Here is a 23412-nt window from a genome sequence, read left to right on the forward strand (position 1 = left end):
GCCGCCGCACTCCTCGCGGCGGCCGCGCCCGACCTTTTCGCCGAACTTCTCGACCGCATACGAACTTCTCGACCACGTACGAGCTGCCCGACTGCGCACGAGTTGCTGGGCTGCGCACGAACCTCTCAAGTTCGTGCGACTTGCTCGACTGTGCACGGGCTCCTCGACTGCGTACGAACTTCTCGACTGCGCGCGACTCGCTCGATTGCGCGCGAACTGCCCGATCGAGCGCGAGCTGCTCTACTTCGCCGAAGTTCTGGTCGCCGGCGGCCGGCTCGACCGCGTGCGGACTCCTCGATCGTGTGCGAACTTCTCAAGTCCGTCGGACTTCTCGAGTGAGGGCGCGGAGGTGGTCAGAGCTCGCGGTCGGCGTGCCAGTCGACGTCGGCGAGGGTGGTGGGCTTGCCGGGCAGGACGGTCGCCGAAGCGGGGCGGAGTCCGTCGAGCATGAGCTGGGTGAGGCGGGCGTCCAACTCCTCGGGCATGGTGCCGGGCACGTCGAACGGCCGCTTGAGGTGCAGCGACACGAGCATGGCGACGTCGACCACGCCGACGTCGGTGCGCATGGACCCGTCGGCCTGGGCGGTGATGATCATCTGCTCGACGATGCGCAGCAGGTCGCGGCGGGCGGAGCGGACCTCGTCGCTCTGGTGGAGAGCGGAATGCAGCTGCGGATCGACGATGGAGCGCAGCGCGCCGAGACGCAGGGCGACGGATTCGCGGACGAACCGGCTCAGCGCGGACCAGGCGTCGGGCTCGGTGCGCAGGGCGGTGCGGGCGAGTTCGGTCATGTGCTCGACGGTGTGCACGGACAGGGCCCGCAGCAGCGCGACCCGGTCGGGGAACCGCCGGTAGAGCGTGCCGACGCCGACGCCGGCGTGGCGGGCGATCTCCTCCATGGGGACGCCGACGCCCTGGTTGACCAGCAGCTCACGGGCGGCGGCCAGGATCTGGTCGCGATTGCGCTTCGCGTCCGCCCGCAACTGTCCCGTCATCGCCGCGCGCCCTCCACCGGCAGAAATGTGTTCGAAGGCTACCCGGCGCACACAAGGTTGTGGCCCCTCCCAGGCCGGGAGGGGCCACAACCGTGACCGTTCGACCGGGTCAGCGGCCGTTGCGCATGGCCGGGGCCTTGAGCCGGGCCGACAGCTCGCTGACGTCGATCTTGCTCTCGCTCGGGCTGCGCTCGCTGAGCGTCTCGGCGTTCGCGGTGGTCGGGTTCTCCGCCGGCGTGCGCCGCGGCGCGTTGCGGACGCGCTCGCTGGGCACCATCGGGCGCAGCTTCTGGTCGAGCTGCCTGGTCAGGTGGATCATCGTGCGCGGCTGGTTGAGTCCGACGATGCCGACCGGCTTGCCGGCGCGGATGTAGCCGGTGATGGACCGCTCGGCGCCGTTGGGCCGCGTGCTCAGGTACATCGTCTGCTGGCCGATGGCCGGGATGCCGGCGGCCTGGATGCGCACGTGGTGCTGCTCGGACCAGAACCGGGGCAGCGGCGTGAACGGCTTGGCCCGCGACTTGCCGGCCAGCAGGCTCTCGGCGGCGGCCCGGCCCATCTCGATGGCGTTGAGCCAGTGCTCGACACGCCGCGGCACGCCGTCGAACCGCAGGTTGGGCCAGCGGGCGACGTCACCGGCGGCGACGACGTCGGAGGCGCCGACCACATGGCAGGTCGGCTCGCACAGCACGCCGTCCTCCAGCACGAGGCCGGAGCCGGCCAGCCAGTCCGTGGACGGCATGCTGCCGACCGCGAGGATCACGCAGGCGGCGGTGATGAGCCGCTCGTTGGACAGCACGATCGCGACGCCCTCGGGGCCGGTCGCCCAGTGCCGGATGTCCACGCCGAGCGCCAGGTCGACGCCGTGGCGGCGGTGCAGATCGCCGATGGCCGCGCCGAGCTCGGGGCCGAGCGCCTTGCCGAACAGCGTCTTGGACCGGCCGATGATGGTGACGTCCCGGTTCATCTCACGGCAGCTGGAGGCGAACTCGCAGCCGGTGAAGCCGGTGCCGATCACCACGACGCGACCCTTGGAGCGGGTGAGCGTCTCCTTGATCGCCATGGCGTCGTCGAGCGTGCGCAGGGCGTGCACGCGCGGGTCGTGTCGGGGTGCGCCGGCCAGGTGTCTGGCCTCGACCCCGGTGGCAATCATCAGGCCGTCGTATTTGAGCTCCTCGCCGCCGGGCAGGTGCACGACGTGCCGCCCGTGGTCCAGCTTGTGCGCCCGGGTCCTGGTCCGCCAGATTGCGTCGATGTCGTGGTACGCGGGGAAGAACAGGTCCTTGGTGGCCAGCTTGCCCGTCACCAGCTGCTTGGACAGCGCCGGCCGGTGGTACGGCTTGTGCGGCTCGTCGCCGACGATCACGATCTCGCCGTCGAACTTCAGCTCGCGCAGCCGCTCGGCGGCGCGCAGCGCGGTCAGCCCGGCGCCGACGATGACGATTCGTTCCATCCTGCCGCTCACAGTTGCTCCCCGGACAGCTGGATCGCACGCATCGGGCAGGCCATCGCGGCGGCGCGGGCCTGGTCGGCGTACTCGGGGATCACCTCGGTGACGTAGCGCAGCCGCTCGTCCTCGGTCAGTTCGAACAGGCTCGGGGCCTCGTACTGACAGGTGCCGTAGAGGTGACAGCGACCGTTGTTCACGCTGATGGTCAGGGAGCTGCCGTGCAGAGCGCGACGAGGACTCATCGGGCCAGCAGTCCTTTCTCAAGAGGCGGGTTCGGGGTAACCGCGTGGCGGACGGGGCGGGACGTTCGGGGGGATCCCGCTAACCGCCGCTGAGCACTCCTGCTCCGACGAGGTTCTTGCTGGGGACGAAGCGGAGCACGGCCAGCACGACGGTCGGAATCATCAGGGTCAGTCCGCCGAGCCAGACGATGGACAGGTGACCGTTGGCGACCGCGCCGAGCCAGGAGTGCACGATGGTGATGCCCACCGCTATGTAGGCCATCTGGTGGAAGCGCAACCACCTCCTGTACACGAAGAACTTGACCAGCCCCGTCGAGATCAGGATCGCGGTCATCACCTCGAGCCCGAGGATGCCGAACGCCCAGCGCAGCTGGCCGCCGTCCAAGATCGGGATGGTGAGGTTGATCCAACTGAAGATCTCGTCGGAATCGGTGAGGAAAAGGAAGCATGCCGCATGCAGCCCGCCGAAGGCGAGCGTGAAGGTCGCCATAACCATGTGGCTGCTACGAACGGCCTGCCGTCCTGTCAGCTTGGTGACCCATCCGGTCGCGGTGAAAATCCCCCAGACCAGGGTCAGGCACATCAACGCATAGGCCAACCGGGCCGAAAGCGCGGCTACCTGTCGCACGCCAGAATCGTGCGCGGAGTGCACTGTCGGCGAAACAATCAACTGCGTCAACGTTATCAACTGCGTCGACACCTCAGACGCCTCCCGGACGGCCGTGATGCTCGGGGTGGTCCGATCGGAGCAGCGGGGTGGGCCGTGTGGTCGCGACCATGCTCCGGGTCGGATGTCCGATTGTCACTTATTGTTGGTCATGGTTAAACAGTTTGTCTGCGGTGACAGCTGCCTCCAGACGTCCGGGGGAGTAATCCGTGCGGCCGAACGGAGTAGCGGTCAGGGTGGTGCAGCGTTTCTGGTTAGCGGAACTAACGAATTCGGTTGTCTATGTCCTTGTAGAAGTTGGTGTGAGCGTCACACCGGCGGGCAGGTAGTTCGACACCAAGGGTGTTGACTTCGGTGGCGGACGCATGGTTTCTCCTGCCCGGTTGACCGATTCCCAACCGGATGGAACCGGTTCCTGAAATCCTTTTTTCCGTGCCGCCGGACCCGGTCGGCGGGTGGTGAGCCCGGCCACCAGGCGGTGGAACTCCCGCGGCCGGTCGACGGTGGTCAGCCCGACCAGTCCGTCCTTCCGTGCCGACGCGAGGCTGCCCGGGCCGAGTCGCCCGTGCTCGCCGCCCAGCTGCGGCTGGCCCGCGACCTGCACCCTCATCCGGTGCTGCTCGGTCCAGAACCGCGGCATCGGCGCGAACGCCGGCGCCCGCGACGGTCCCAGCAGCAGGTTCTCCGCCGCCGCCCGGCCCATCTCGACCGCGTTGAGCCAGTGCTCGACCCGCCTGGGCACGTCGTCGAACCGCAGGTTCGGCCAGCACGCCACGTCACCGGCCGCCACCACGTCGGCGGCGCCGACGACATGGCAGGTCGCCTCGCAGTACACGCCATCACGCTCGTGGTGCGGGATCTTGGAGCCGCGCAGCCACGACACCGCCGGCAGGCCGCCGACCGCGATGACGACATGCCCGGTGACCAGCACCTGCCCGTCGGACAGGTGGACCGCGATGCCGTTGTCCGCCGGCAGCCAGTGCAGCACCTCGACGCCGAGGACCACACCGACACCCTTGCTCTGGTGCAAACGGGTGACACCGTCGCACACCTCGGGCGGCAGCGCGCCGGCCATCAGCGCCGGCCCGTCGGTCACGATCGTCACCCGCCGCTTGAGGGCGCGGATGCTGGCCGCGACCTCGCAGCCGGTGAAGCCGCCGCCGATCACGACGACGGACTCCTTGTCCGCGGACAGCGCCTCGCGAAGCCGCGTCGCGTCGTCGAGGGTGCGCAGCTGGTGCACGCGCGGGTCGTTGACGGGAGCGCCCGGCAGGTGCCGGGACTCCATTCCGGTGGCAATCACCAGACCGTCGTAGGCGAGCTGTTCGCCGCCGGGCAGCGCGAGCACGCGCTTGCCGGTGTCGACGCCGCGAGCCGCGGTGTTCAGCCGCCAGCGCGCGTCGACCTCGGTGTAGGCGGCCAGCGTCAACTGGTCGGCCTGCACTTTCCCGGTCAGCAGCTGCTTCGACAGCTCAGGACGGTGATAAGGACGGTGTGGCTCGTTGCCGACCATCACCACCTCACCCTCGAACCTGAGTTCACGCAGCCGTTCAGCGGCTCTCAAGCCCGCCGCTCCAGCCCCTACTACGACGATGCGATCTCGTCGGTTCACCGACTACGTCCTCGCTCACCGCGTGGTGTCCGCCACGCCGGCCCCGACCGCACGTGTGATCCAGCAAACCGGCACATCGGATCGCGCTCCGATAGCCGTTAGGTAACAGTTTGTCGGTCAGGGGCGTGGTGGCTATCGACTGTTCGGGGCAATGCCTTCGGTGAAGGGACCTGTTACCGGCCGGAACGGTTACGCCCCGTCAATCTCCCGATGGCCCCATGGGTGGCATCGGCCGGGAACGGTGAGTCACGGAGCACCTCTGCCAGCGTGACCGAACCGGCGGCGAGGGCCCGCGCGAGCTCGACGACGGCGGCGATGTCGGCCCGCTGCGCGTCGACGAACGCCGCGTCGACCGGGTCGCCGTGTCCCGGCACGACGACCGTGTCCGGACCGGTCAGTTCGAGCAGTCCGGCCAGCGCCGTCGGCCAGGACGCCGGGAACGAGCCCTCGAACGCCGGCGGGGCGCCGTTCTCGACCAGATCGCCGGCGAACACCACATCGGCGTCCGGCACGCGCAGCACCAAGTCGTTGTCGGTGTGCCCACGGCCGAACTGTGCGATCTCGACGACTCGGCCGCCGAGGTCGACCGTCGTCGGCGCTGACACCACCGTGTCCGGCAACACGATCCGGGTGGCGCGGATGGCCTCGGCGATGTCCGGTCGGTTCTGCGCGGTGTAGTGCGCTGACCACTTCTCCTTGTCTTCGGCACTGTCGATGACGAGTTCGTCGACACAGTTCGGATGCGCGAGCACCGGACAGGGCAGGAACGCCTGCGTGCCGAAGGCGTGGTCGAAGTGCGAGTGCGTGAGGACAACGGTCCACGGCAGCGGCGTCACGGCGCGGACTGCCGCCGCCCACTCGCCGCCCTGAACCTCGTCACCGCCGGTGTCCACCACGAGGCAGGCGTCCTCGCCGACGACCAAGCCGAGTGACAGGTCCAGCTCCTCGTGCCGGCGGACGTGCACTCCGTCGGCGACCTCGATCCAGCGCGCGCTCATGTGGACAGTTTGTTGGTCAGCACTCCGCCGCGGAGCACCGGTGCGCACGAACTGCTGCCGACCGCCGCGGCCAGCTCGACGTCGCCGACGTGCCCGGCGGCCGTCAGCTCACGGCCGGATGCGCAGCCGTGGAGAAGTTCGACGACATTCTCGACTTCGTGCGAAAAGCAGCTCGCCGCCAACCTGGTCTCGGGCGACGCACTACTGGAGTTCGTCGCCAGCAGTGCGGCGGCGACGGCGCCCGCGCCGAGCAGATCCTCGATGCCGGGACGCAGCGGGCCGGTAGTGACGCCCCAGCGCTCGCCGGCCGGCACGATGCCGATCGGCCGTTCGCCGGCGAACTTGTCGACTTCGCGCGCAACTGACTCGGCGTTGCGCAGACAAGCGGCGAACACAGTCACGCCGGCGGCTGCCGCCTGCACGCACAACGCCGCCCCATTGGGTGACGGCAGCGCGAGCAGTGTGTCGGCCGGCAGGTCGAGCAACGATGACGGACGGAGCGTCCACTTCTGGTCGCCGGCGACGATCGCGCCGGCCGACCGAGCGGAGGACATCGCGCGCATATCTCCTCTTCGCACGGGAACCACCCGGCCGCCGCGGTTCAGCGCGACGTCGACCGCGGTCGTGAAGGACAGCACGTCGACGACGACCAGAACCGCGCAACTGGACGCCAGCGCCGCGACGCCGTCCGCACCCCACTCCAGCCGCAGTCGGTATCCGTCCTGCCGGAAGACGTCGTTGTTCACCCGACGGAGTGTGGCGTGCACCTCACGTACCGGCAGCTGAATTGCTCCCCGCCGCCCACCGAATGGCAGACTCTGACCGTGCGCGTCTACCTGGGTTCCGACCATGCCGGCTACGAGCTGAAGTCCCACCTGGTCAAGCACCTCGCGGCCAGCGGACACGACGTGGTCGACGTCGGCCCCGCCGCCTATGACCCCGAGGACGACTACCCGGCCTTCTGCATCGCCACCGCCAGCCGGGTGGTCGCCGACGAGGGCAGCCTCGGCGTCGTGATCGGCGGCTCGGGCAACGGCGAGCAGATCGCCGCGAACAAGGTGCCGGGCGCGCGGGCGGCGCTGGCGTGGAACACCGAGACGGCGAAGCTGTCCCGCGAACACAACAACGCCCAGGTCGTGGGGATCGGCGCACGCATGCACAGCGTCGAGGAGGCCACCGCGATCGTCGAGGCGTTCCTGGCCACGCCGTTCTCCGGCGCCGAGCGCCACCAGCGCCGCATCGACATCGTGGCCGAGTACGAGCGGACCGGCGTCGCGCCGGAGTTGCCGACCGCCTGATGCCGGAAGGTCACACGCTGCACCGACTCGCCCGGCTCCATCAGCGCCGGTACGCCGGGGAGAAGGTGCAGGTCAGCAGTCCACAGGGCAAGTTCGGTGGCGCGGAGTCGGTCGACGGGCGCGTGCTGGTGAGGGCCGAGGCCGTCGGAAAGCACCTACTGCACCGGTACGGGCCGGACGCGACCGTGCACGTCCATCTCGGCCTGTACGGGACGTTCACCGAGTTTCCGCGGCCGGAGCCGGCGGTCACCGGCATGGTCCGGATGCGCATGCTCGGCGAAACCCATGGCACGGATCTGCGCGGCCCGACTGCGTGCGAACTGCTCACGGACGACGAAGTCGACGCGTTGTTCGCCCGGCTCGGGCCGGACCCGCTGCGTCGGGACGCCGATCCGGAGCGGTCGTGGCGGCGGATCTCGAAGTCGCGGGTGTCGATCGCCGCGTTGCTGCTCGACCAGGCCGTGTTGGCCGGCGTCGGCAATGTCTATCGCGCCGAGGTGCTGTTCCGGCACGGCATCGACCCGATGCTGGCCGGCAGGCAGCTCGACCGCGAGCAGTGGGACTCGATCTGGGCCGATCTGGTCGAGCTGATGAAGTACGGCGTCAAGGTCGGCCGGATCGACACCGTCCTTCCGGAGCACGACCCGGAGGTGACGGGCCGGGCACCACGACAGGACCGGCACGGCGGCGAGGTGTACGTCTACCGCCGCGCCGGTCAGCCCTGCCTGGTCTGTGGAGCTCCGGTGCTCACCAAGGACCTGGGTGGCCGCAACCTTTATTGGTGTCCTACCTGTCAGCCGGCCTGATCGCGGGGGTGCGGGTCGCCCGAGGCCCATGGCCGGCATGGGCAGCGGCGCGAGTGCGGTAGGGCCCGAGAATCAGCGGGGCCCGAGAAGCTGCGGCGTCTGGGGGACTGCGAGGCCCGAGACGCAATGGCGCCCGGGGCAGTTGCTCCCGGGCACCGGCACTGCGCGCTCTATGTCAGCGACCTTGGTCAGCGGTCGCGGTCACCAGTTGTCGCCGCCGCCACCGCCCCAGTCGCCGCCGCCACCCCAGTCACCACCGCCCCAATCGCCGCCGCCGCCGCCGTCCCAGCCGCCCTGGTCGCCGCCGCCCCAGTCGCCGCCACCCTGGTCGCCGCCGCCTTGGTCGCCGCCGTCCCAACTGGCCTGCTGACCCTGGTCGCCGCCGAAGTCGCCGAAGCCTTGGCCGCCGTCGAAACCGCCGCCGTCCCAGCCGCCGCCGGCATCCCAGCCACCTGCCGCGTACGGGATGCTGTGCATGCCGGAGAACATGGCGTTGAACAGCAGCCCGGCGCCGATGCCCCAGGCGCCGGCGACGAGCGCGGGCTTCCACCACGGCTCGCTGTACCAGCCTTGCGGGACCGGCCGGCCGGCGACGTAGCCGCCGGGGTAGTAGTGCGGAGTGCCCGTGCCGGGCTGCGCCGAGGCCTCGTACTCGTGGCCCTCCACTTCGACCCGGCGATCGCCGTCGACCTTGCCGGCGCGGCTCTGGCCGTTGAGGTCGGGCAGCTCGGGGCCGGGGTCGAGGCCCATGGCCGAGCGGGCGGCCCGCACGTAGTACAGGCCTTCCTGCGCGGTCTGGGTGACGAGCCGGCACTGCTCGGTGGTGCGCGCCTGTTCCATCTGCGAGCCGGCGGCGTTGTAGCGCTCGCCGGCGTCGGCCAGCGCCTGCTTGGCGGCGTCGTTGGTGCCGGTCAGGTTGAGCACCTGGCCGCCGAGGCGCTCCACCCAGCGGCGGGCGTCCGCCTTGGCGTCATCGAGGCGCTGGCCGTTCGCCGCGCGCTGACGCATCACGACTACGGCTACGCCGATGATCACCACCAGCAGGATCACGACGAGCAACGCGGTCACTGTGCCTCCCGGGCTCCAACGAGGGTGAATCCGTCGCAAACGGACAACGGGAAAGCTACCGGCTGGGTTCCTGGCGGGCCGGGCGACCGGTGTGACCCGACGGACAGCTACTTCTTGGTCGCGCCCGGCGATCGCCCGGCCCAGTAGGCGCCGAGCATGCCGACCGTGACCACTGCGACGAGGTAGAAGCCCATGCCGTTCCTCCTTGACCAAGTGGCTACGTCACGGCAACGAGCCCGCGCGCGGCGGGAGTTCCGGCTCCTTCCTGTCGGTTCGCTGTCGATCATCCGGCTGGTGGTCAGAAGACCTCGGGGCAGTGCGGCTGGGCGTCGCCGGCGAAGGCCCTTGAGGCGGCCCGGGCCTTGCCCGGCGTGAGTTCATGGATGCGTTGCGCGGCAACGAGTTGCTGCACGGTCGTGCCACCGAGGAACACCGCGCCCAGTTCACGGACGTCCAGCGCCAGATCTGGCTCGGCGTCGGTGCGGGTGGCCGTCGCGGGGCCGTCGGCCTCGGCGACGAGCCGCCAGCTGCCGGCGTTCCAGGGACACAGGGTGTCCTCGACCGCCAGCACGACGTCGACCGGCGCGGAGTACGCGCGCAGCGGCAGCGCCCGGTCGATGTCGATGATCCGCGCCCACAGGCCGTCGCTGACCTGCCGGGCGTTGTCGGTGGCGTCCTTGAGCATGTGGATGATCGGGTCGTCCGCGGCGGCCTCGGCTCGGACGGTCGTGGTCAGGTCGAGGTCGAGCAGGTAGCGCCACAACGCCGCGTACGCCTGCGGTGTGGTGCCGAGGATCTCGCGGGCGTAGACCTCGTGCTCGGGCTTGCGGGTCTCCCACTTCTTCCTGACCTGATAGACGGCATAGCCCTCGGGATGGATGGCGTAGCGCCATTTCGTGGCGTTCTCGTTGCGCAGCTCGGCCTCGTTCTGGGCCAGGAAGGCCTGCCACGAGGCCTTGGTGCGGTCGACCCAGCCGGCGCGCGTCGGCGCGACCTTGCTGTGCAGATGGTGCATCAGCGGCAGGGCGGTTTCCTTGTCCACCTCACGGATACGGCCGTCGCTGATGTCCACAGTGGACTGGAATTCGGCGCCCCTCGGCACGGCGAAGAAGGCGCGGTGACCGGCGAGCCCGTAGCCGAACCGGCCGTAGATGTCGCCCTCGGAGGCGTACAGCGCGGCGAAGGCGTCACCGGTTCCGTGCTGGGAATGCAGCTGCGCCCGGATCAACTGGCCCATCGCGCCTCGACGCCGGTGGTCGGGCGCGACGGCGACGCAGGAGATCGCGGCGACCGGGTGCGGGCCGGTGCCGGGCAGCGTCATGCGTTTGCTGAGCATCGTGGCGCCGCCGACCAGCTCGTCGCCGTCGAAGGCGCCGTGCGTGCGGTGCGGCTCGACCAGGTCGATCTCGGCGGCGACGTCCTCGGGGACCGGGTCCTCCAGGAAGGCGCGGAAGACCGTGCCGATGAACGCCGGGATCTCCTCGGCGGTGAGTATGCGGGTCACCAGCGGCGATGCGGACATAGCGACTTCGTACGCCGGTTCGCCGGTGGGCGCGAGTCGATTTCCATGACGCCCGAGGTAATCGACCAGGGCTCCGCCCGCTGTCAGGATTGGGAAACCGAAGCGGGACAAGGAAAGGAACGGTCGAGATGACGGAGACCAACGCGGTCGTGCGGCGCTACGTGGAGATCTGGAACCAGCCCGATGGCGCACTGCGGGCCAAGGCCGCGGCCGAGCTGCTCACCGGCGAGTGTCGGTTCGTCGACCCGATCGCCGATGTGACCGGGCCTGACGGGCTGGCGGCGGTCATCGGCGGCGTGCACGAGCGGTTCCCGGGCCATCGGATCCGCCCGATCGGGGAGGCGGACAACCATCACGACGTGTTGCGGTTCAGCTGGGAGCTCGTGCCCGACGGCGGCGGCGAGTCCGTGGTGATCGGCACCGACGTGCTGACGCTGACCGGGGACGGACAGGTGGAGGCGATCAGCGGCTTCTTCGACAAGGTGCCCACGGCCTCATGACACGGGAAACGGCTGTGGGCCACGGGAATCCCGTGGCCCACAGCCGTTGTCGTGGTCCTACTTGGCGTCGACCAGCTCCGGCTGCTCGGCGTCGACGGCCTTGCTCCGCTTGGCCTCGCGGCGGTTGCGGAACCGCTCCTTGGTGTTCTCCACCATGGTGTAGAGCGTCGGCACCAGCAGCAGCGTGAGCAGCGTCGAGCTGACCAGGCCGCCGATCACCACCACCGCGAGCGGACGGGAGATGAACGCCCCGCTCTGCGTCAGGCCCAGGGCCATCGGCAGCAGCGCGAAGATCGTCGCGGCGGCGGTCATCAGGATCGGGCGCAGCCGTCTACGACCGCCCTCCACCACCGCGTCGGCGATGCTCATGCCGTCCTGGCGATATTTGTTGATCAGGTCCATCAGCACGATCGCGTTCGTCACCACGATGCCGATCAGCATCAGCACGCCGATCAGCGACGGAAGGCCGAGCGGGATGCCGCTGATCAGCAGCGCCGCGATGGCGCCGGTGGCGGCGAACGGGATCGACACCAGCAGCACCAGCGGCTGCATCAGGCTGCGGAACACCGCGACCATGATCAGGAAGACCAGGGCGACGGCGACCGCGAGCGCGATGCCGAGGTTGCCGAACGCGTCGCTCTGCTGCTGGGAGACGCCGCCGATGCTGTAGCTGGCGCCGGCCGGCAGCTTGGTGTCCTTCAGCTTCTGGCTCAGCTCGGTGCTGATCGTGCCGGTGTTGGCGCTGTCGGCCGTGCCGCTGACGGTGGCGCTGCGCGCCCCGGCGATGCGCTTGATCTGCGTCGGGCCGTTGGTCTGCTGGACCGTGGCCACCGAGTCGAGCCGGACCACGCCGGTCAGGCCCGGCAGCGGCAGCGCCTTGAGCGCGTCCAGGTCGGCCGGCGCGGTTCCGGTGCGCAGCACCACGTTCTCCGACGTGCCGTTCAGGCTCAGCTGCCCGATCTGGCTGCCGGCCAGCTGGGCCTGCACGGCCTGGCCGATCGTCGAGTCGCTCAGGCCCTGCTTGGCCGCCAGCTGGCGGTCGACCGAGACCTGCACCTCCGGGGCGCTGTTGACCAGGTCGCTCGTGACGTCGGTGACGCCCGAGATGCCGGACATGGTCTTCTGCACGGCGTCCGAGGCGGTGCGCAGCACGTTCTCGTCCGCGGCGTTCACCACGACCTGCAGGCCGCTGCCGCTGAAACCGCCGCCGCCCTGGGCGCCGACCGTGATCTTGCCGGCGTCCGGCAGCGCGTCCAGCTTGTCCCGCAACGCGTTCTGCACGGTGTCGAGATCGGCGCCGTCCTTGATGGTGATGGCATAGCTGGCCTTGGACGTGCCGCTGTTGCCGCCGAAGCCGAGGAAGCCGCCGCCCGAGCCCACCGTGACCTGGTAGGTGTCGATGCCGTCGACGCCCTGGATCGCCGTCTCCACGCGCTTGGCCGCCGCGTCCGTGGTGGCCAGGCTGCTGCCGACCGGCAGCGTCTGCGAGACGTTGACGGTGTTCTCGCCCGAGCCGTCCAGGAAGTTGGTCTTCAGGCCCGCGCCCATCGCCAGCGTGCCGAACAGCACCAGGACCGCGATCAGCACGGTCGTCCAGCGGCGGCGGGTGGCGAACCGGATGACCGGGACGTAGATCCGCTGCAGCGGGCTGCGCAGCTCCTTGCGGACCGCCTCGTCCGGATCGGTGCCTTCCTTGGCGGGCTTGAGGAACCAGTACGCCAGCACCGGCACGATGGTCAGCGCGACCAGCAGCGACGCCAGCAGCGCCACCGTGACCGTCAGGCCGAACGGCGCGAACAGCTCGCCGACGAGGCCGCCGACCACGGCGATCGGCGCGAACACGGCGACCGTGGTCAGCGTCGACGCGGTGACCGCGCCCGCGACCTCACGGGTGCCGTCCAGCACGGCGCGTTTCTTGTCCTCGCCGTAGCTGAGATGGCGTTTGATGTTCTCCAGCACCACGATCGAGTCGTCCACGACCCGTCCGATGGCGATGGTCAGGCCGCCGAGGGTGAGCAGGTTGAGCGAGGTCTTGGTGGTCCACAACACGATCAGCGCGATGAGCACCGACAGCGGGATGGACACCGCCGTGACCAGAGTGGAGCGCACCGAGAGCAGGAAGATCAGGATCACCAGCACCGCGAAGGCCAGGCCGAGCAGGCCCTCCTGGGTCAGGCCCTCGACCGCCTGGTTGACGGCGGGCGCCTGGTCCTGGATCACCGTCAGCTTGGCGTTCTGGCCGAGGTCGGTCTGCAGCTGGGAGATCTTGTCGCGGACCTGCTGGGAGATCTCGACGGCGTTGCCGTCTGGGGTCTTGGTGACCGAGACGCCCAGGCTCTCCTTGCCGTTGGTCCGGGTGATCGAGGTCGCCGGCGCGAGATCTTCGGTCACCTGGGCGACGTCGCCCAGCTTGACCGGCTGCGGCGCGGGACGGCCCGGCACGGACGGCGTCGTCGGCGCCAGGTAGAGGTTGCGCACATCGTCCACGGAGGACAGTCGCTGTCCGATCTGGACGGTCAGAGTCTGATTGCCCGGGCTCAGCGTGCCGGCCGGCGTCGGGGTTCCGTTGGCGCGCAAGGCCGTCGTCACCGCGGTGGCGCTCAGGCCGGCCGTGGCGAGCTTGGCGTTGTCGAGCGTGATGGTGACGACCTTGTCCCGCGCGCCGGTCACGTTGGCGTCCCGGACGCCGGTGATGCCCTGGAGCTCCGGCAGCACCGTGCTGGTCAGCTTCGCGGCCAGCTGCTGCTGGTCGGCGTCGGAGGAGGCGGCGAGCACGATCACCGGCAGGTCGTCGGTGTTGCCGACGATCACGTTCGGCTTGACGTTGGCCGGCAGCTGCGCGGCGATCTGGTTGACCGCCTGCGACATCTTGTTGACCGAGTTGTCGAGGTTCGTGCCGAAGTCGAACTGCACCGTCACCGAGGACGAGCCCTGGCTGGAGGTCGAGGTCAGCTGGGTCTGACCGGGCACGCTGCGCAGCGCGTCCTCGATCGGCTTGGTGACCTGGTCCTGGACGATCTCCGGGGAGGCCCCCGGGTACTGTGCGACCACCACCGCGGCCGGGAAGGACAGCGACGGCAGCAGCTGTCTCTGCAGTGACGGGATCGCCCACGCGCCGAAGCCCAGGGCGATGAGCGCCACCAGGGCCACCAGGCTGCGGTTGGCGAGGCTGAGTCTGGTCAGGAAGGTCATGGCAGCTCTCTGCGGAATTGGTTAGCCTTGTCCTAATATTTGGCCCAAGGCTAACAGTGCGACCGGCCTGGTCGCTGATACTTCTCTCAGGTTCGAGGGGATCGCTGGAACTGCTCCCGGGCCGTCACAGCGGCGTGACGAAGGGTGATCGGTAACCGTTCATGGAGGACAAGGACCAGCTCATCGCCAGCATCACCGCGGCACAGCGGTCGATGGGCCGGCTCTTCGGCGCCGCGCGGACCAACCCCCTGATGTCGCTCAACCTGACCATGCGGCAACTCAAGGTCCTGCTCACGCTGGCTCGACGCGGTCCGCTGCCCGGGCACGTGCTGACCGCCGAGATGGGCGTGAGCCTGGCCACCGTCACCGGTATCGTCGACCGGCTCGCCGCCCAGGGTCTCGTCTCCCGCCGCGAGGACCCCACCGATCGTCGCGTGCGTCTGCTGGAGCTCACCGCCGAGGGGCGCAAGCTCGTCGGCGGAGTCATGGACGCCGGCAGCGCGCAGTACCGCCGTCTGCTCTCGCGTCTCGAAGTGGACGAACTTCGTCTGCTCGACACGCTTGTCCGTCGCATGGCCGAGATCGCCGACGAGGAGTTCCCGGAGTCCGGCTCACAGTGACGTGTCGGCACGAGATGTGTGAATCGCTCGGTTTCGGCAAAACGGTTGTGAACCGAGTTCACAGGCTTTCTGCTGCGAGCGGCCCAGTCGCGGCGTCCGTTCGGATCTGACACGGCTGTCATCGCTGGTCTGTCCGAGTGGAAGGAGACCTCGGTCACGCAACGGGATGTGGTTGACCGTGTACGAACCGTCGTGATGCCCGTTCGCGGGCGTCGACCCGGTCCAGGGCGACGGAGGGGAAACCTATGCGGCATACGGACGGTGGTCGTCGATCTGCGTGGTTGCGGAGAACACCGGCGGTGCTGGGTGTCGCGGCGGTGGTGGTGGCGGGCCTGACTCCGGCGGCGGAGGCGGCGCCGGTGACCAGCGCGGACACCACACACACGGTGACGCTGGTGACGGGCGACCGAGTGGTGGTGCAGGACGTCGGCGGCCTGCAGACGGCGACGGTGCTGCCGAGGCCCGGCTCGGCGGGCGACTTCGTGAACCAACGCATCGACGGCGATCTCTACGTGGTGCCGGCGACAGCCCTGCCGTACCTGGGCAGTTCCCTGGACCGGTCGCTGTTCGACGTGTCGGCGCTGATTCGGGACGGCGTCACGGACCAGGTGCCGGTGCAGGTGGACGGCAGTGCGCCAGGAGTGTTGGCGGGCAAGGTGACGGCGAAGTCGGGGGCGGCGTTCGGGGCTGCGCTGGCGGCGCAGGCCGGACGGGACGCCAAGAACCACTTCGCCACCCGCGGCCCGCTGTTCGGCACGGCGAACCAGGTTCGGTTAGCCGCGCCCGGGGCGCCGCAGCAGGTGCACCCGAACTTCCCGATGCACACGGTCCGGATCCTGACCGTCAACGGCGCGAACACGCCGGTGGACGCGTCCCTCGGCGTCATCAACACGAACGACAGCCGCAACTTCAACGCCTTCCCCTACAGCACGGCGGGCGAGGCGCGGGTGAGCGTGCCGTCGGGCGACTACGGCGTGGTGGCGTGGTTCCCGACGTTCGACGCGGCCGGCCAGGTGACGTCGGTGCGGGTGGTGGCGCAGGACTTCGCCGTCACAGGCGACCAGACGGTCACCATCGACGGCAGCAAGGCGACGTCGGAGATCTCGGTCAGCACGCCGAAGCCGTCGAACCTCACCTCGGAGACGCTGGAGTACTTCCGCAGCGCCCAGACCATGGGGTCGCAGGGCTACGCCTTCGCGGTCGGCAACGGCAAGGCCTATGTCGCGCCGTCGGCGCCGACGAAGGTCGGCGGCTTCCACTTCAACGTGCAGACGCACAGCGAGTCCCCGGCCGGCACGGCCAGCCCCTACAGCTACGACCTGAAGATCGACAATGACGGGGCGCTGGGCGCGAACCAGCACTACAAGGTGACCGCGGACCAGTTGGCGACGCTGAAGGAGAGCTACTACAGCGACAAGCCCGGCCGGTTGGAAGGCGCGTCGCGGATCATCTTCCTGCCGTACGAGGTCTTCGGCTTCGGCCAGTTTTCCCCGTTGACGGCCCCGTTGCAGCGCACCGAATACGTGCTCGGCGGCCCCGGTCTCCTCTACGACGACGCGGTGCTGGCTGGCATGGCCACCGGCGGCGGCTTCACCGCGGGCGGCTTCCTGAACTACGCGGCGAAGACGACAACGCCGGTCGAGTGGCATCGCGGCCCGTTGGCCCCGGGCCTGACCGTGCCGTCGGCGGGCACGACCTCGTGGTTCTGCTCGGCCTGCCGGCGTGACGACACGATCCGGGTCGCGCTGACGCCGGTACTGGACAGCGACGGCCACACCCTCTACCTCGACGCGCCGACCACGGGCACCGTCTCGACCTCGCATTTCCAGCTGCTTTCGGGCGGCAAGGCGCTGATCGACGGCAAGGACGTCACTGGCGGCGAAGCCACGGCCCCGGCGGCGCAGGCCGACTACAAGATCGTCTACGACCAGACGCGGACCGCGCCGTGGTTCCACCAGTCCACGGTCAGCCACAGCGAGTGGACGTTCGGCTCGGCGCACTCGGGCGCGCAGACCGTGCCGGCCGGCTGGGCGTGCGACCCGGTCACCGGCAAGGCGACCGACTGTTCGGCGTTGCCCCTGGTCACGGCGTCCTACCAGCTCAAGGCCGGCCTCGACGGCAACGCCGCGGCCGGACCGGACCAGGTCGTCGTCGCGTTCGGGCACGCCCCGGGCGGGACCGACCTGCCGTTCCAGAAGGCCGGCATCCAGGTGTCCTTCGACGGCGGCGCGACATGGACGCCGACGTTCCTGGCCGACCTCGGCGGCGGCCGCTACCGGGCGCAGTGGACCAACCCGGCGTCCACGACGGGTGGCGACGTCTCGCTGCGGGTCAGCGCGACCGATGTCGCGGGCAACTCGCTGACCCAGTCCGTCACCAGCGCGTTCTCCGTGCCGGGCGTACAGAGCTGACCAGGGGGACTCACGATGAACCGAATTCGCGTGGCCGTGCTGGCCGGTGCGCTGCTGACGCTCGGACTGCCGGCCATCGCCGGCGCGGCACCCGACACGACGACGCACACGGCGTGCCCGGCGACGGCGGTCTCCACCGCGCCGACGGCGCACTGCTTCGCCCTCTACCGCACCGCGCATTCCTCCGGCGTCAACGCGACGCCCGAGGGCTACGGGCCGGCGGATCTGAGGGATGCGTACAAACTGCCGTCGACCGGCGGCGCGGGGCAGACGATCGCGATCGTCGACGCCTTCGACAATCCCAGCGCCGAGGCCGATCTCGGCCAGTACCGGCAGCAGTTCGGGCTGCCGGCGTGCACGACGGCCAACGGCTGCTTCAAGAAGGTGAACCAGCGCGGGGCGGCCTCGCCGCTGCCTGAGGGCAACGCGAACTGGGGCGTGGAGATCTCCCTCGACCTGGACATGGTGTCGGCGGCCTGCCCCGACTGCCACATCCTCCTGGTCGAGGCGAACACGCCCCTGACGGCCGACCTCGGCGCGGCGGAGGACACAGCGGCGACCTCCGGCGCGAGCGCCGTCTCCAACAGCTACGGCTCCGACGAGTACAACGGCATGGACGTCGACGCCAAGCACTTCCAGCACGCCGGCGTCGCGATTCTGGCCTCCAGCGGCGACTACGGCTTCCAACCGGCGTCGTTCCCGGCGTCGCTGGCCAACGTCATCGCCGTCGGCGGCACCACGTTGGAGAAGGCCGACAACGCCCGCGGTTGGACCGAGACAGCCTGGTCGCGGGCGGGCAGCGGCTGCTCGGCGTGGGTCCCCAAGCCGGCGTGGCAGCACGACGCCAACTGCGGGATGCGGACCGTCGCCGACGTGGCGGCGGTCGCCGACTCGGATCCGGGGCTGGCCGTGTACGACACGTACGGGCTGGGCACGCAGGCCGGCTGGGTCACGGTCGGCGGGACCAGCGCGTCCTCGCCGTTCATCGCGGGCGTCATCGGCCTGGCCGGCGACGGCAGCCGGCTGACCGACGCGTCCTCGCTGTACACGCACGCCGACAAGCTGTTCGACGTGGTCGGCGGCTCGAACGGCTACTGCGGTGACGACTACCTCTGCACCGGCCTGCAGGGTTACGACGCCCCGACCGGCGTCGGCTCACCCAACGGAATCGGGGCGTTCTAGCCCGATCTAGCCTGGCCGGGTGGCTGAATCTCCCATGCTCGGTGTGGTCGCGTCCGGCGCGGGCGGCGTCGAGGGCCTGTTCGAGGGGCTCGTCCGTCCCGCGCTGGACGCCGGCTGGCGGGTCGGTGTCACGCTGACGCCGACCGCCGGCCGGTGGTTCCGCGACGCCGGCCTCGTCGCCGAGATCGAGGAAGCCACCGGCCTTCCCCTTCGCGTCGAATCGCGGCTGCCCGGCGAGCGGAAGCCGCATCCGCCGGTCGACACCTACGTCGTCGCGCCGGCCACCGCCAACACCGTGGCCAAGCTCGCCTTCGGCTTCGGCGACAACCAGGCGCTCACGCAGGTCTCCGAGGCGATCGGCACCGACGGCGTCGAGGTGGTCGTCTTCCCGTGCGTCAACGCCGCCCACGTCCGGCATCCGGCCTGGCCGGGGCACGTCGCCGCGTTGAAGGCCGGCGGTGTGCGCCTGGTCGACGGCGAGGAGGTCTGGCCGTTGAAGGAGCCTCGATCGGGGGAGTGGCACCCGATCCCGTGGCGGGCGGTGCTGGACGCGGTGAACTCGACCCGGCCGTGAGCCGAGCGGGTGACCCCGGACACGGTCACCGTAAGATGATCAGGTGACCTGCTGGGGGCGGCCCGCGTGACGGCCATCGTGGACGGCTCCCGCCACACCCGACCGACCTGGGCCGACGTGCCGGGCCGGGTGCGCGAGGTCATCGAGGCCAAGATCGGCGCGCCGGTGGTGCGCGCGCTCAGCCAGGCCGGCGGCTTCACCCTCGGCCTCGCGTCCCGTCTGCTGCTCGCCGACGGCCGCCGGGTGTTCGTCAAGGCGCTGCCGGCCGACCATCCGCTGGCCGGCGCCTACCGCTCTGAGGCCTCGGTCGTCTCGCGACTGCCGGAGAACGTGCCCTCGCCTCGACTGCTGCACGTCGTCGAGGGACAGTGGGTGGCGCTCGTTCTCACGGACATCGACGGCGGCGAACCGAATCTCCGACCGGGGTCGGGGGATCTCGCCGCGGTCCTGTCGGCGCTGGGCAGCGCGTCGCGGACGCTGACGCCGTGCCCGCTCGACGACGTGCCGAGCGTCCTGGACGACCTGGCCCCGATGCTGTGCGGGTGGACGTCGCTGAGGTCGGCGGCGGCCGGCGACCTCGAACCGTGGGCGCAGGCGAACCTGGATTCGCTGGCCGCGATGGAGACGGCGTGGCAGCCGTGGGCCGAAGGCGACACCTTGCTGCACAACGAGTTGCGGGTGGACAACATGATCCGCCGGGTCGAGGACGGCCGCGTGCTGCTGGTCGACTGGTCCTACCCGTCCAAGGGCGCGGCCTGGCTGGACACCGTGACGATGGTGCCGCAGCTGATCATGGCCGGCCACGCGCCGGCCGACGCCGAGCGGCTGGTGCTCGGCCGTCCTGTGCTGGCGAAGGTGCCGGCCTGGGCCATCACCGGCTTCGCGGCCGCGTTGGCCGGACGGTGGGAGCTGTCCAGCCGGCTGCCGGAACCGACCGGCTGCGTCGGCCTGCGGCCGTACCAGGCGCGGGCGGCCGCCGCCGCGCTGACCTGGATCGTGCACCGGACCCGCTGGTAGGCGTCACCCGTTGCGGGAGCCCACGCAGAACTCGTTGCCCTCGGGGTCCTGTAAGACGCTCCAGGCCATGCCCGGGTACTTGAACTCCTCGACGACCGTCGCGCCGAGTCCGACCAGTCGGGCCACCTCGGCCGGGCGGTCCGGGGCGCCCAGGTCGAGGTGGAGTCTGTTCTTGCCGGCACGTGGCTCGTCGACGCGCTGCAGCCCCACGTCGACATTGCCCTCCGAGGACAGCACCAGCATGTCGCCCTCGTCGACCTCGTGAATGATCTCGGCGCCGAGCGCCGCGACCCAGAACTGCGCCAGCGTGCGGGTGTCGAGGCAGTCAATGGTGATCATGCGGATCCTCAGTGCCATGCGCAGACGGTAATCGGCGGTCGGGGCGATTCCGGCCGTTCCCGGCAACCGGGTGGAAAGCCTGCCCCTGCGTTCTCTACGCTCTGTACTTTCATCGACCCCGCACGAGGAGTCTCAGCCGTGATCACGAGGATGTCGTCGTTGTTCCTGCGCACCCTGCGCGAGGACCCGGCGGACGCCGAGGTGCCCAGCCACAAGCTGCTGGTCCGCGCCGGTTACGTCCGTCGCGTCGCACCGGGCGGCTACTCGTGGCTGCCGCTGGGCCTGCGGACGCTGCGCCGTATCGAGGCCGTCGTCCGCGAGGAGATGAACGCGATCGGCGCGCAGGAGATCCACTTCCCCGCGCTGCTGCCCCGCGAGCCCTACGAGGTCACCAACCGGTGGACCGAATACGGCCCCAACGTGTTCCGCCTCAAGGACCGCAAGGGCGCGGACTACATGCTCGGCCCCACCCACGAGGAGCTGTTCACGCTCACCGTGAAGGGCGAGTACAGCTCCTACAAGGACTACCCGGTCGCGCTGTACCAGATCCAGACCAAATACCGGGACGAGGCGCGGCCCCGCGCCGGCATCCTGCGCGGCCGCGAGTTCGTCATGAAGGACTCGTACTCCTTCGACCTGGACGACGAGGGCCTGGCCCGGTCCTACCAGGCGCACCGCGACGCGTACGTGAAGATCTTCGACCGCCTCGGCCTCGAGTACGTGGTGGTGAAGGCCACCTCCGGCGCCATGGGCGGCTCGGCGTCCGAGGAGTTCCTCGCCGTCGCGCCGACCGGCGAGGACACCTTCGTCCGCAGCACCGAGTCGGACTACGCGGCCAACGTCGAGGCGGTCGTCACGCCCGCGCCCCCGGCGCAGCCGATCGACGGCAAGCCCGAGGCGAAGGTGCACGCCACGCCCGACACGCCGACCATCGCCACGCTGGTCGAGTTCTTCAACAACGCCGGTCTCGGCCGCGAGTTCACCGCCGCCGACACGCTGAAGAACGTGCTGCTCAAGACCCGCCGTCCCGGCGAGGACAAGTGGGAGCTGCTGGCCATCGGCGTGCCCGGCGACCGCGAGGTGGACCAGAAGCGGCTGGAGGCGGCGCTGGAGCCGGCCGAGGCCGTGATGCTCGACGAGGCCGACTTCGCCGCGAACCCCTTCCTGGTCAAGGGTTACATCGGGCCGAAGGCGCTGCTGGACAACGGCGTGCGCTACCTGGTCGACCCCCGCGTGGTCACCGGCACCGCCTGGATCACCGGCGCGGACCAGGACGGCCACCACGTGATGGACCTGGTCGTCGGCCGCGACTTCGTGCCCACCGGCACCATCGACGTGGCCGATGTGCGCGAGGGCGACACCTCGCCCGACGGCAAGGGCACCCTGGTGTCGGCGCGCGGCATCGAGATCGGCCACGTGTTCCAGCTGGGCCGCAAGTACGCCGACGCCTTCGGGCTGGACGCGCTGGGCCCGGACAGCAAGCCCATCCGGATCACCATGGGCTCCTACGGCGTCGGCGTCTCGCGTCTGGTCGCCGTGATCGCCGAGCAGTACTTCGACGACCGCGGCCTGGTGTGGCCCCGCATCGTCGCGCCGGCCGACGTGCACGTGGTCATGGCCGGCAAGGACGACACGGTGCGCGAGGGCGCGGAGAAGCTGGCCGCCGAGCTGTCGGCCGCCGGCATCGAGGTGCTGCTCGACGACCGGAAGGCGTCGCCCGGCGTGAAGTTCGCCGACGCCGAGCTGATCGGCGTGCCGACCATCCTGGTCGTCGGCCGCGGCCTCGCCGACGGCAAGGTCGAGGTCAAGGACCGCGCCACCGGCGAGCGCGGCGACGTCCCCGTGGACGAGGCCGTCGCGCACCTGGTCAAGCTGGTCCGGGGCTGAGCCGTCGTTGAGTTGTCAGCGGCCCGGCGGTGATCAGCCGCTGGGCCGCATCGACGACATGATCTTCATGGCGTCGTCGTCGGTGAGGGCGTTGGGCACGCCCTGGTCGGCGAACAGCACCAGGATCACCGAGCCGGTGTCGGAGGTCTTCACCGCCGCGGTGTAGACCTTCGCGCTCGGCGGCGTGCAGGTGTTGGTGGCCTTCGGCGGCGTGACCTCGGCGACCGACAGCGTGGCCGACACCTTGCCGTCGGAGATCTTGATCTGCTTGGACGGATCCAGCTTCACGTCCGGCGCCTGGCCCGAGTCCGCCTTGTAGGCGACGGTCGCCCAGTGCTTGGCCGTGTCCGGGGCGGACTGCTCGGGGCCCTCGGTGTCGTTCGCGGTGACGGCCGTGCCCGCGCGCACCGAGCCGGCCTGACCGGCGCAGTAGCCCTTCAGGTAGTAGGCCGCGCCGGTGCCGGTGACGAAGTCGCCGTCGGACGGGCCCATGCCGGCGATCTCGTCCGGGTCGTCCTTCGTCCACTGCGCCTTCGGCACGTCATAGGCGACGTTGCGACGGTTGGACACCGCGACCTGCCAGCCCGGCACCCGCGGATCCAACGGTTTGAGGCCGGACGTGGTCGGCGGCGCCGAGGTCTGCGTGCGATCGCCGGCCTGCGGCTGCCCGTTGCGGGTCAGCAGCACGACAGTCGTCACGACGCCGGCCAGCACCAGCACGCCCACCAGCGTCAACACGATGGTCAGCGTGCGGCGGTTGCGCGGCGGCGGACCCTGCGGCGGCTGCTGGTACATGCCGAAGCCGCCGTAGTTGGACTGCTGGTACGGCTGCTGGTACTGGGGCTGCTGCTGCGGCGGCTGGCCCGGATACTGCGGCTGACCGTAGGTGTAGCCGGGGTACTGCGCCTGCTGGCCGTACGGCGGCTGCTGCTGCTGATACCCGGGAACTCCCTGCGGCCCCGAGGAGTCCGGCCCACCGGCCTGGTTGTCCCCGTAGCCCGATCCACCACCGCTTGGCCACGTCACGGCCGC

General features: G+C 70.2%; 21 protein-coding genes. 9 read left to right on the forward strand and 12 right to left on the reverse strand.

Translation table 11 applies throughout. The features are described from left to right. Positions 1-353: 353 nt before the first annotated feature. The 7 genes from AB0M73_RS10985 to AB0M73_RS11015 all read right to left on the reverse strand — a co-directional run bounded on the left by AB0M73_RS10985 (position 354) and on the right by AB0M73_RS11015 (position 6710). Positions 354-995 (reverse strand): helix-turn-helix domain-containing protein, encoded by a 642-nt coding sequence (locus AB0M73_RS10985; protein WP_363889756.1) that lies wholly within the window; start codon positions 993-995, stop codon positions 354-356. 109 nt (positions 996-1104) lie between these two features. Continuing rightward, complete coding sequence (locus AB0M73_RS10990; protein WP_157494587.1) at positions 1105-2460, reverse strand: FAD/NAD(P)-binding oxidoreductase; 1356 nt, start codon at positions 2458-2460, stop codon at positions 1105-1107. Continuing rightward, entirely contained in the window at positions 2457-2687 is a 231-nt protein-coding gene (locus AB0M73_RS10995; RefSeq protein ID WP_043718080.1) for a ferredoxin, read from the reverse strand. The genes AB0M73_RS10990 and AB0M73_RS10995 overlap by 4 nt, the downstream gene beginning before the upstream one ends. A gap of 79 nt (positions 2688-2766) precedes the next feature. After that, a complete protein-coding gene (locus AB0M73_RS11000; protein ID WP_232240834.1) occupies positions 2767-3387 on the reverse strand; it encodes a ferric reductase-like transmembrane domain-containing protein in 621 nt (206 codons plus the stop codon). Between the two features lie 247 nt (positions 3388-3634). Continuing rightward, on the reverse strand, positions 3635-4966 hold the full coding sequence (locus AB0M73_RS11005; RefSeq protein ID WP_363889759.1) for an FAD-dependent oxidoreductase: 1332 nt from the start codon (positions 4964-4966) through the stop codon (positions 3635-3637). Between the two features lie 173 nt (positions 4967-5139). After that, a complete protein-coding gene (locus AB0M73_RS11010) occupies positions 5140-5964 on the reverse strand; it encodes an MBL fold metallo-hydrolase (protein WP_363889761.1) in 825 nt (274 codons plus the stop codon). Next, the gene (locus AB0M73_RS11015; RefSeq protein ID WP_363889763.1) at positions 5961-6710 is read right to left on the reverse strand and encodes a 2-phosphosulfolactate phosphatase; all 750 of its coding nucleotides are present in this window, start codon (positions 6708-6710) and stop codon (positions 5961-5963) included. The genes AB0M73_RS11010 and AB0M73_RS11015 overlap by 4 nt, the downstream gene beginning before the upstream one ends. A gap of 78 nt (positions 6711-6788) precedes the next feature. On the opposite strand from AB0M73_RS11015, the gene AB0M73_RS11020 reads away from it, so the two are divergent. Both AB0M73_RS11020 and AB0M73_RS11025 read left to right on the forward strand, forming a co-directional pair. Further along, the gene (locus AB0M73_RS11020; protein WP_363890272.1) at positions 6789-7262 is read left to right on the forward strand and encodes a ribose-5-phosphate isomerase; all 474 of its coding nucleotides are present in this window, start codon (positions 6789-6791) and stop codon (positions 7260-7262) included. Continuing rightward, complete coding sequence (locus AB0M73_RS11025; RefSeq protein ID WP_363889765.1) at positions 7262-8068, forward strand: zinc finger domain-containing protein; 807 nt, start codon at positions 7262-7264, stop codon at positions 8066-8068. Before AB0M73_RS11020 ends, AB0M73_RS11025 begins: the two co-directional genes overlap by 1 nt. Positions 8069-8269: 201 nt before the next feature. On the opposite strand, the gene AB0M73_RS11030 is transcribed toward AB0M73_RS11025, so the two are convergent. Next, complete coding sequence (locus tag AB0M73_RS11030; RefSeq protein ID WP_363890273.1) at positions 8270-9076, reverse strand: hypothetical protein; 807 nt, start codon at positions 9074-9076, stop codon at positions 8270-8272. Positions 9077-9434: 358 nt separating this feature from the next. After that, positions 9435-10658: a GNAT family N-acetyltransferase gene (locus AB0M73_RS11035; RefSeq protein WP_363889767.1), complete on the reverse strand. Its 1224-nt coding sequence runs from the start codon at positions 10656-10658 to the stop codon at positions 9435-9437. Positions 10659-10786: 128 nt separating this feature from the next. Here AB0M73_RS11035 and AB0M73_RS11040 point away from each other — a divergent pair, with 128 nt between their 5' ends. Continuing rightward, complete coding sequence (locus AB0M73_RS11040; protein WP_363889769.1) at positions 10787-11158, forward strand: nuclear transport factor 2 family protein; 372 nt, start codon at positions 10787-10789, stop codon at positions 11156-11158. A 57-nt stretch (positions 11159-11215) separates the two neighbouring features. Here the strand turns inward: AB0M73_RS11040 and AB0M73_RS11045 are convergent, their stop codons facing one another. After that, complete coding sequence (locus AB0M73_RS11045) at positions 11216-14350, reverse strand: efflux RND transporter permease subunit (protein ID WP_363889770.1); 3135 nt, start codon at positions 14348-14350, stop codon at positions 11216-11218. A gap of 161 nt (positions 14351-14511) precedes the next feature. On the opposite strand from AB0M73_RS11045, the gene AB0M73_RS11050 reads away from it, so the two are divergent. The 5 genes from AB0M73_RS11050 (at position 14512) to AB0M73_RS11070 (ending at position 20154) form a co-directional block, all read left to right on the forward strand. Further along, complete coding sequence (locus AB0M73_RS11050) at positions 14512-14970, forward strand: MarR family transcriptional regulator (protein WP_363889772.1); 459 nt, start codon at positions 14512-14514, stop codon at positions 14968-14970. A 281-nt stretch (positions 14971-15251) separates the two neighbouring features. Next, positions 15252-17381 carry a hypothetical protein gene (locus AB0M73_RS11055; RefSeq protein WP_363889775.1) on the forward strand — a complete coding sequence of 710 codons (2130 nt, stop codon included), beginning with the start codon at positions 15252-15254 and terminating at the stop codon, positions 17379-17381. 15 nt (positions 17382-17396) lie between these two features. Then, complete coding sequence (locus tag AB0M73_RS11060; RefSeq protein ID WP_363889777.1) at positions 17397-18563, forward strand: S53 family peptidase; 1167 nt, start codon at positions 17397-17399, stop codon at positions 18561-18563. Positions 18564-18597: 34 nt separating this feature from the next. Continuing rightward, a complete protein-coding gene (locus AB0M73_RS11065; RefSeq protein WP_363890275.1) occupies positions 18598-19137 on the forward strand; it encodes a flavoprotein in 540 nt (179 codons plus the stop codon). Positions 19138-19203: 66 nt separating this feature from the next. Next, entirely contained in the window at positions 19204-20154 is a 951-nt protein-coding gene (locus tag AB0M73_RS11070) for a phosphotransferase (protein ID WP_063753532.1), read from the forward strand. A 3-nt stretch (positions 20155-20157) separates the two neighbouring features. Here AB0M73_RS11070 and AB0M73_RS11075 read toward each other — a convergent pair whose 3' ends face one another. After that, positions 20158-20511 carry a VOC family protein gene (locus tag AB0M73_RS11075; RefSeq protein ID WP_363889781.1) on the reverse strand — a complete coding sequence of 118 codons (354 nt, stop codon included), beginning with the start codon at positions 20509-20511 and terminating at the stop codon, positions 20158-20160. 120 nt (positions 20512-20631) lie between these two features. Between AB0M73_RS11075 and AB0M73_RS11080 the strand changes: the two genes are divergently transcribed. Next, positions 20632-22380, forward strand: a complete 1749-nt coding sequence (locus AB0M73_RS11080) for a proline--tRNA ligase (protein ID WP_363889783.1) — start codon at positions 20632-20634, stop codon at positions 22378-22380. Between the two features lie 33 nt (positions 22381-22413). Here AB0M73_RS11080 and AB0M73_RS11085 read toward each other — a convergent pair whose 3' ends face one another. Continuing rightward, entirely contained in the window at positions 22414-23406 is a 993-nt protein-coding gene (locus AB0M73_RS11085; protein ID WP_363889785.1) for a hypothetical protein, read from the reverse strand. Positions 23407-23412 lie beyond the last annotated feature (6 nt).

The sequence above is a fragment of the Kutzneria sp. NPDC051319 genome, assembly GCF_040682195.1.
Lineage (GTDB): Bacteria > Actinomycetota > Actinomycetes > Mycobacteriales > Pseudonocardiaceae > Kutzneria.

Coding starts and splice junctions, on each gene's coding strand:
- AB0M73_RS11065 (WP_363890275.1), top strand. CDS start 18,598: ATGCTCGGTGTGGTCGCGTCCGGCGCGGGCGGCGTCGAGGGCCTGTTC.
- AB0M73_RS11025 (WP_363889765.1), top strand. CDS start 7,262: ATGCCGGAAGGTCACACGCTGCACCGACTCGCCCGGCTCCATCAGCGC.
- AB0M73_RS11040 (WP_363889769.1), top strand. CDS start 10,787: ATGACGGAGACCAACGCGGTCGTGCGGCGCTACGTGGAGATCTGGAAC.
- AB0M73_RS11060 (WP_363889777.1), top strand. CDS start 17,397: ATGAACCGAATTCGCGTGGCCGTGCTGGCCGGTGCGCTGCTGACGCTC.
- AB0M73_RS10985 (WP_363889756.1), bottom strand. CDS start 995: ATGACGGGACAGTTGCGGGCGGACGCGAAGCGCAATCGCGACCAGATC.
- AB0M73_RS11075 (WP_363889781.1), bottom strand. CDS start 20,511: ATGGCACTGAGGATCCGCATGATCACCATTGACTGCCTCGACACCCGC.
- AB0M73_RS10995 (WP_043718080.1), bottom strand. CDS start 2,687: ATGAGTCCTCGTCGCGCTCTGCACGGCAGCTCCCTGACCATCAGCGTG.
- AB0M73_RS11010 (WP_363889761.1), bottom strand. CDS start 5,964: ATGAGCGCGCGCTGGATCGAGGTCGCCGACGGAGTGCACGTCCGCCGG.
- AB0M73_RS11030 (WP_363890273.1), bottom strand. CDS start 9,076: ATGCGTCAGCGCGCGGCGAACGGCCAGCGCCTCGATGACGCCAAGGCG.
- AB0M73_RS11045 (WP_363889770.1), bottom strand. CDS start 14,350: ATGACCTTCCTGACCAGACTCAGCCTCGCCAACCGCAGCCTGGTGGCC.
- AB0M73_RS11035 (WP_363889767.1), bottom strand. CDS start 10,658: ATGTCCGCATCGCCGCTGGTGACCCGCATACTCACCGCCGAGGAGATC.
- AB0M73_RS11050 (WP_363889772.1), top strand. CDS start 14,512: ATGGAGGACAAGGACCAGCTCATCGCCAGCATCACCGCGGCACAGCGG.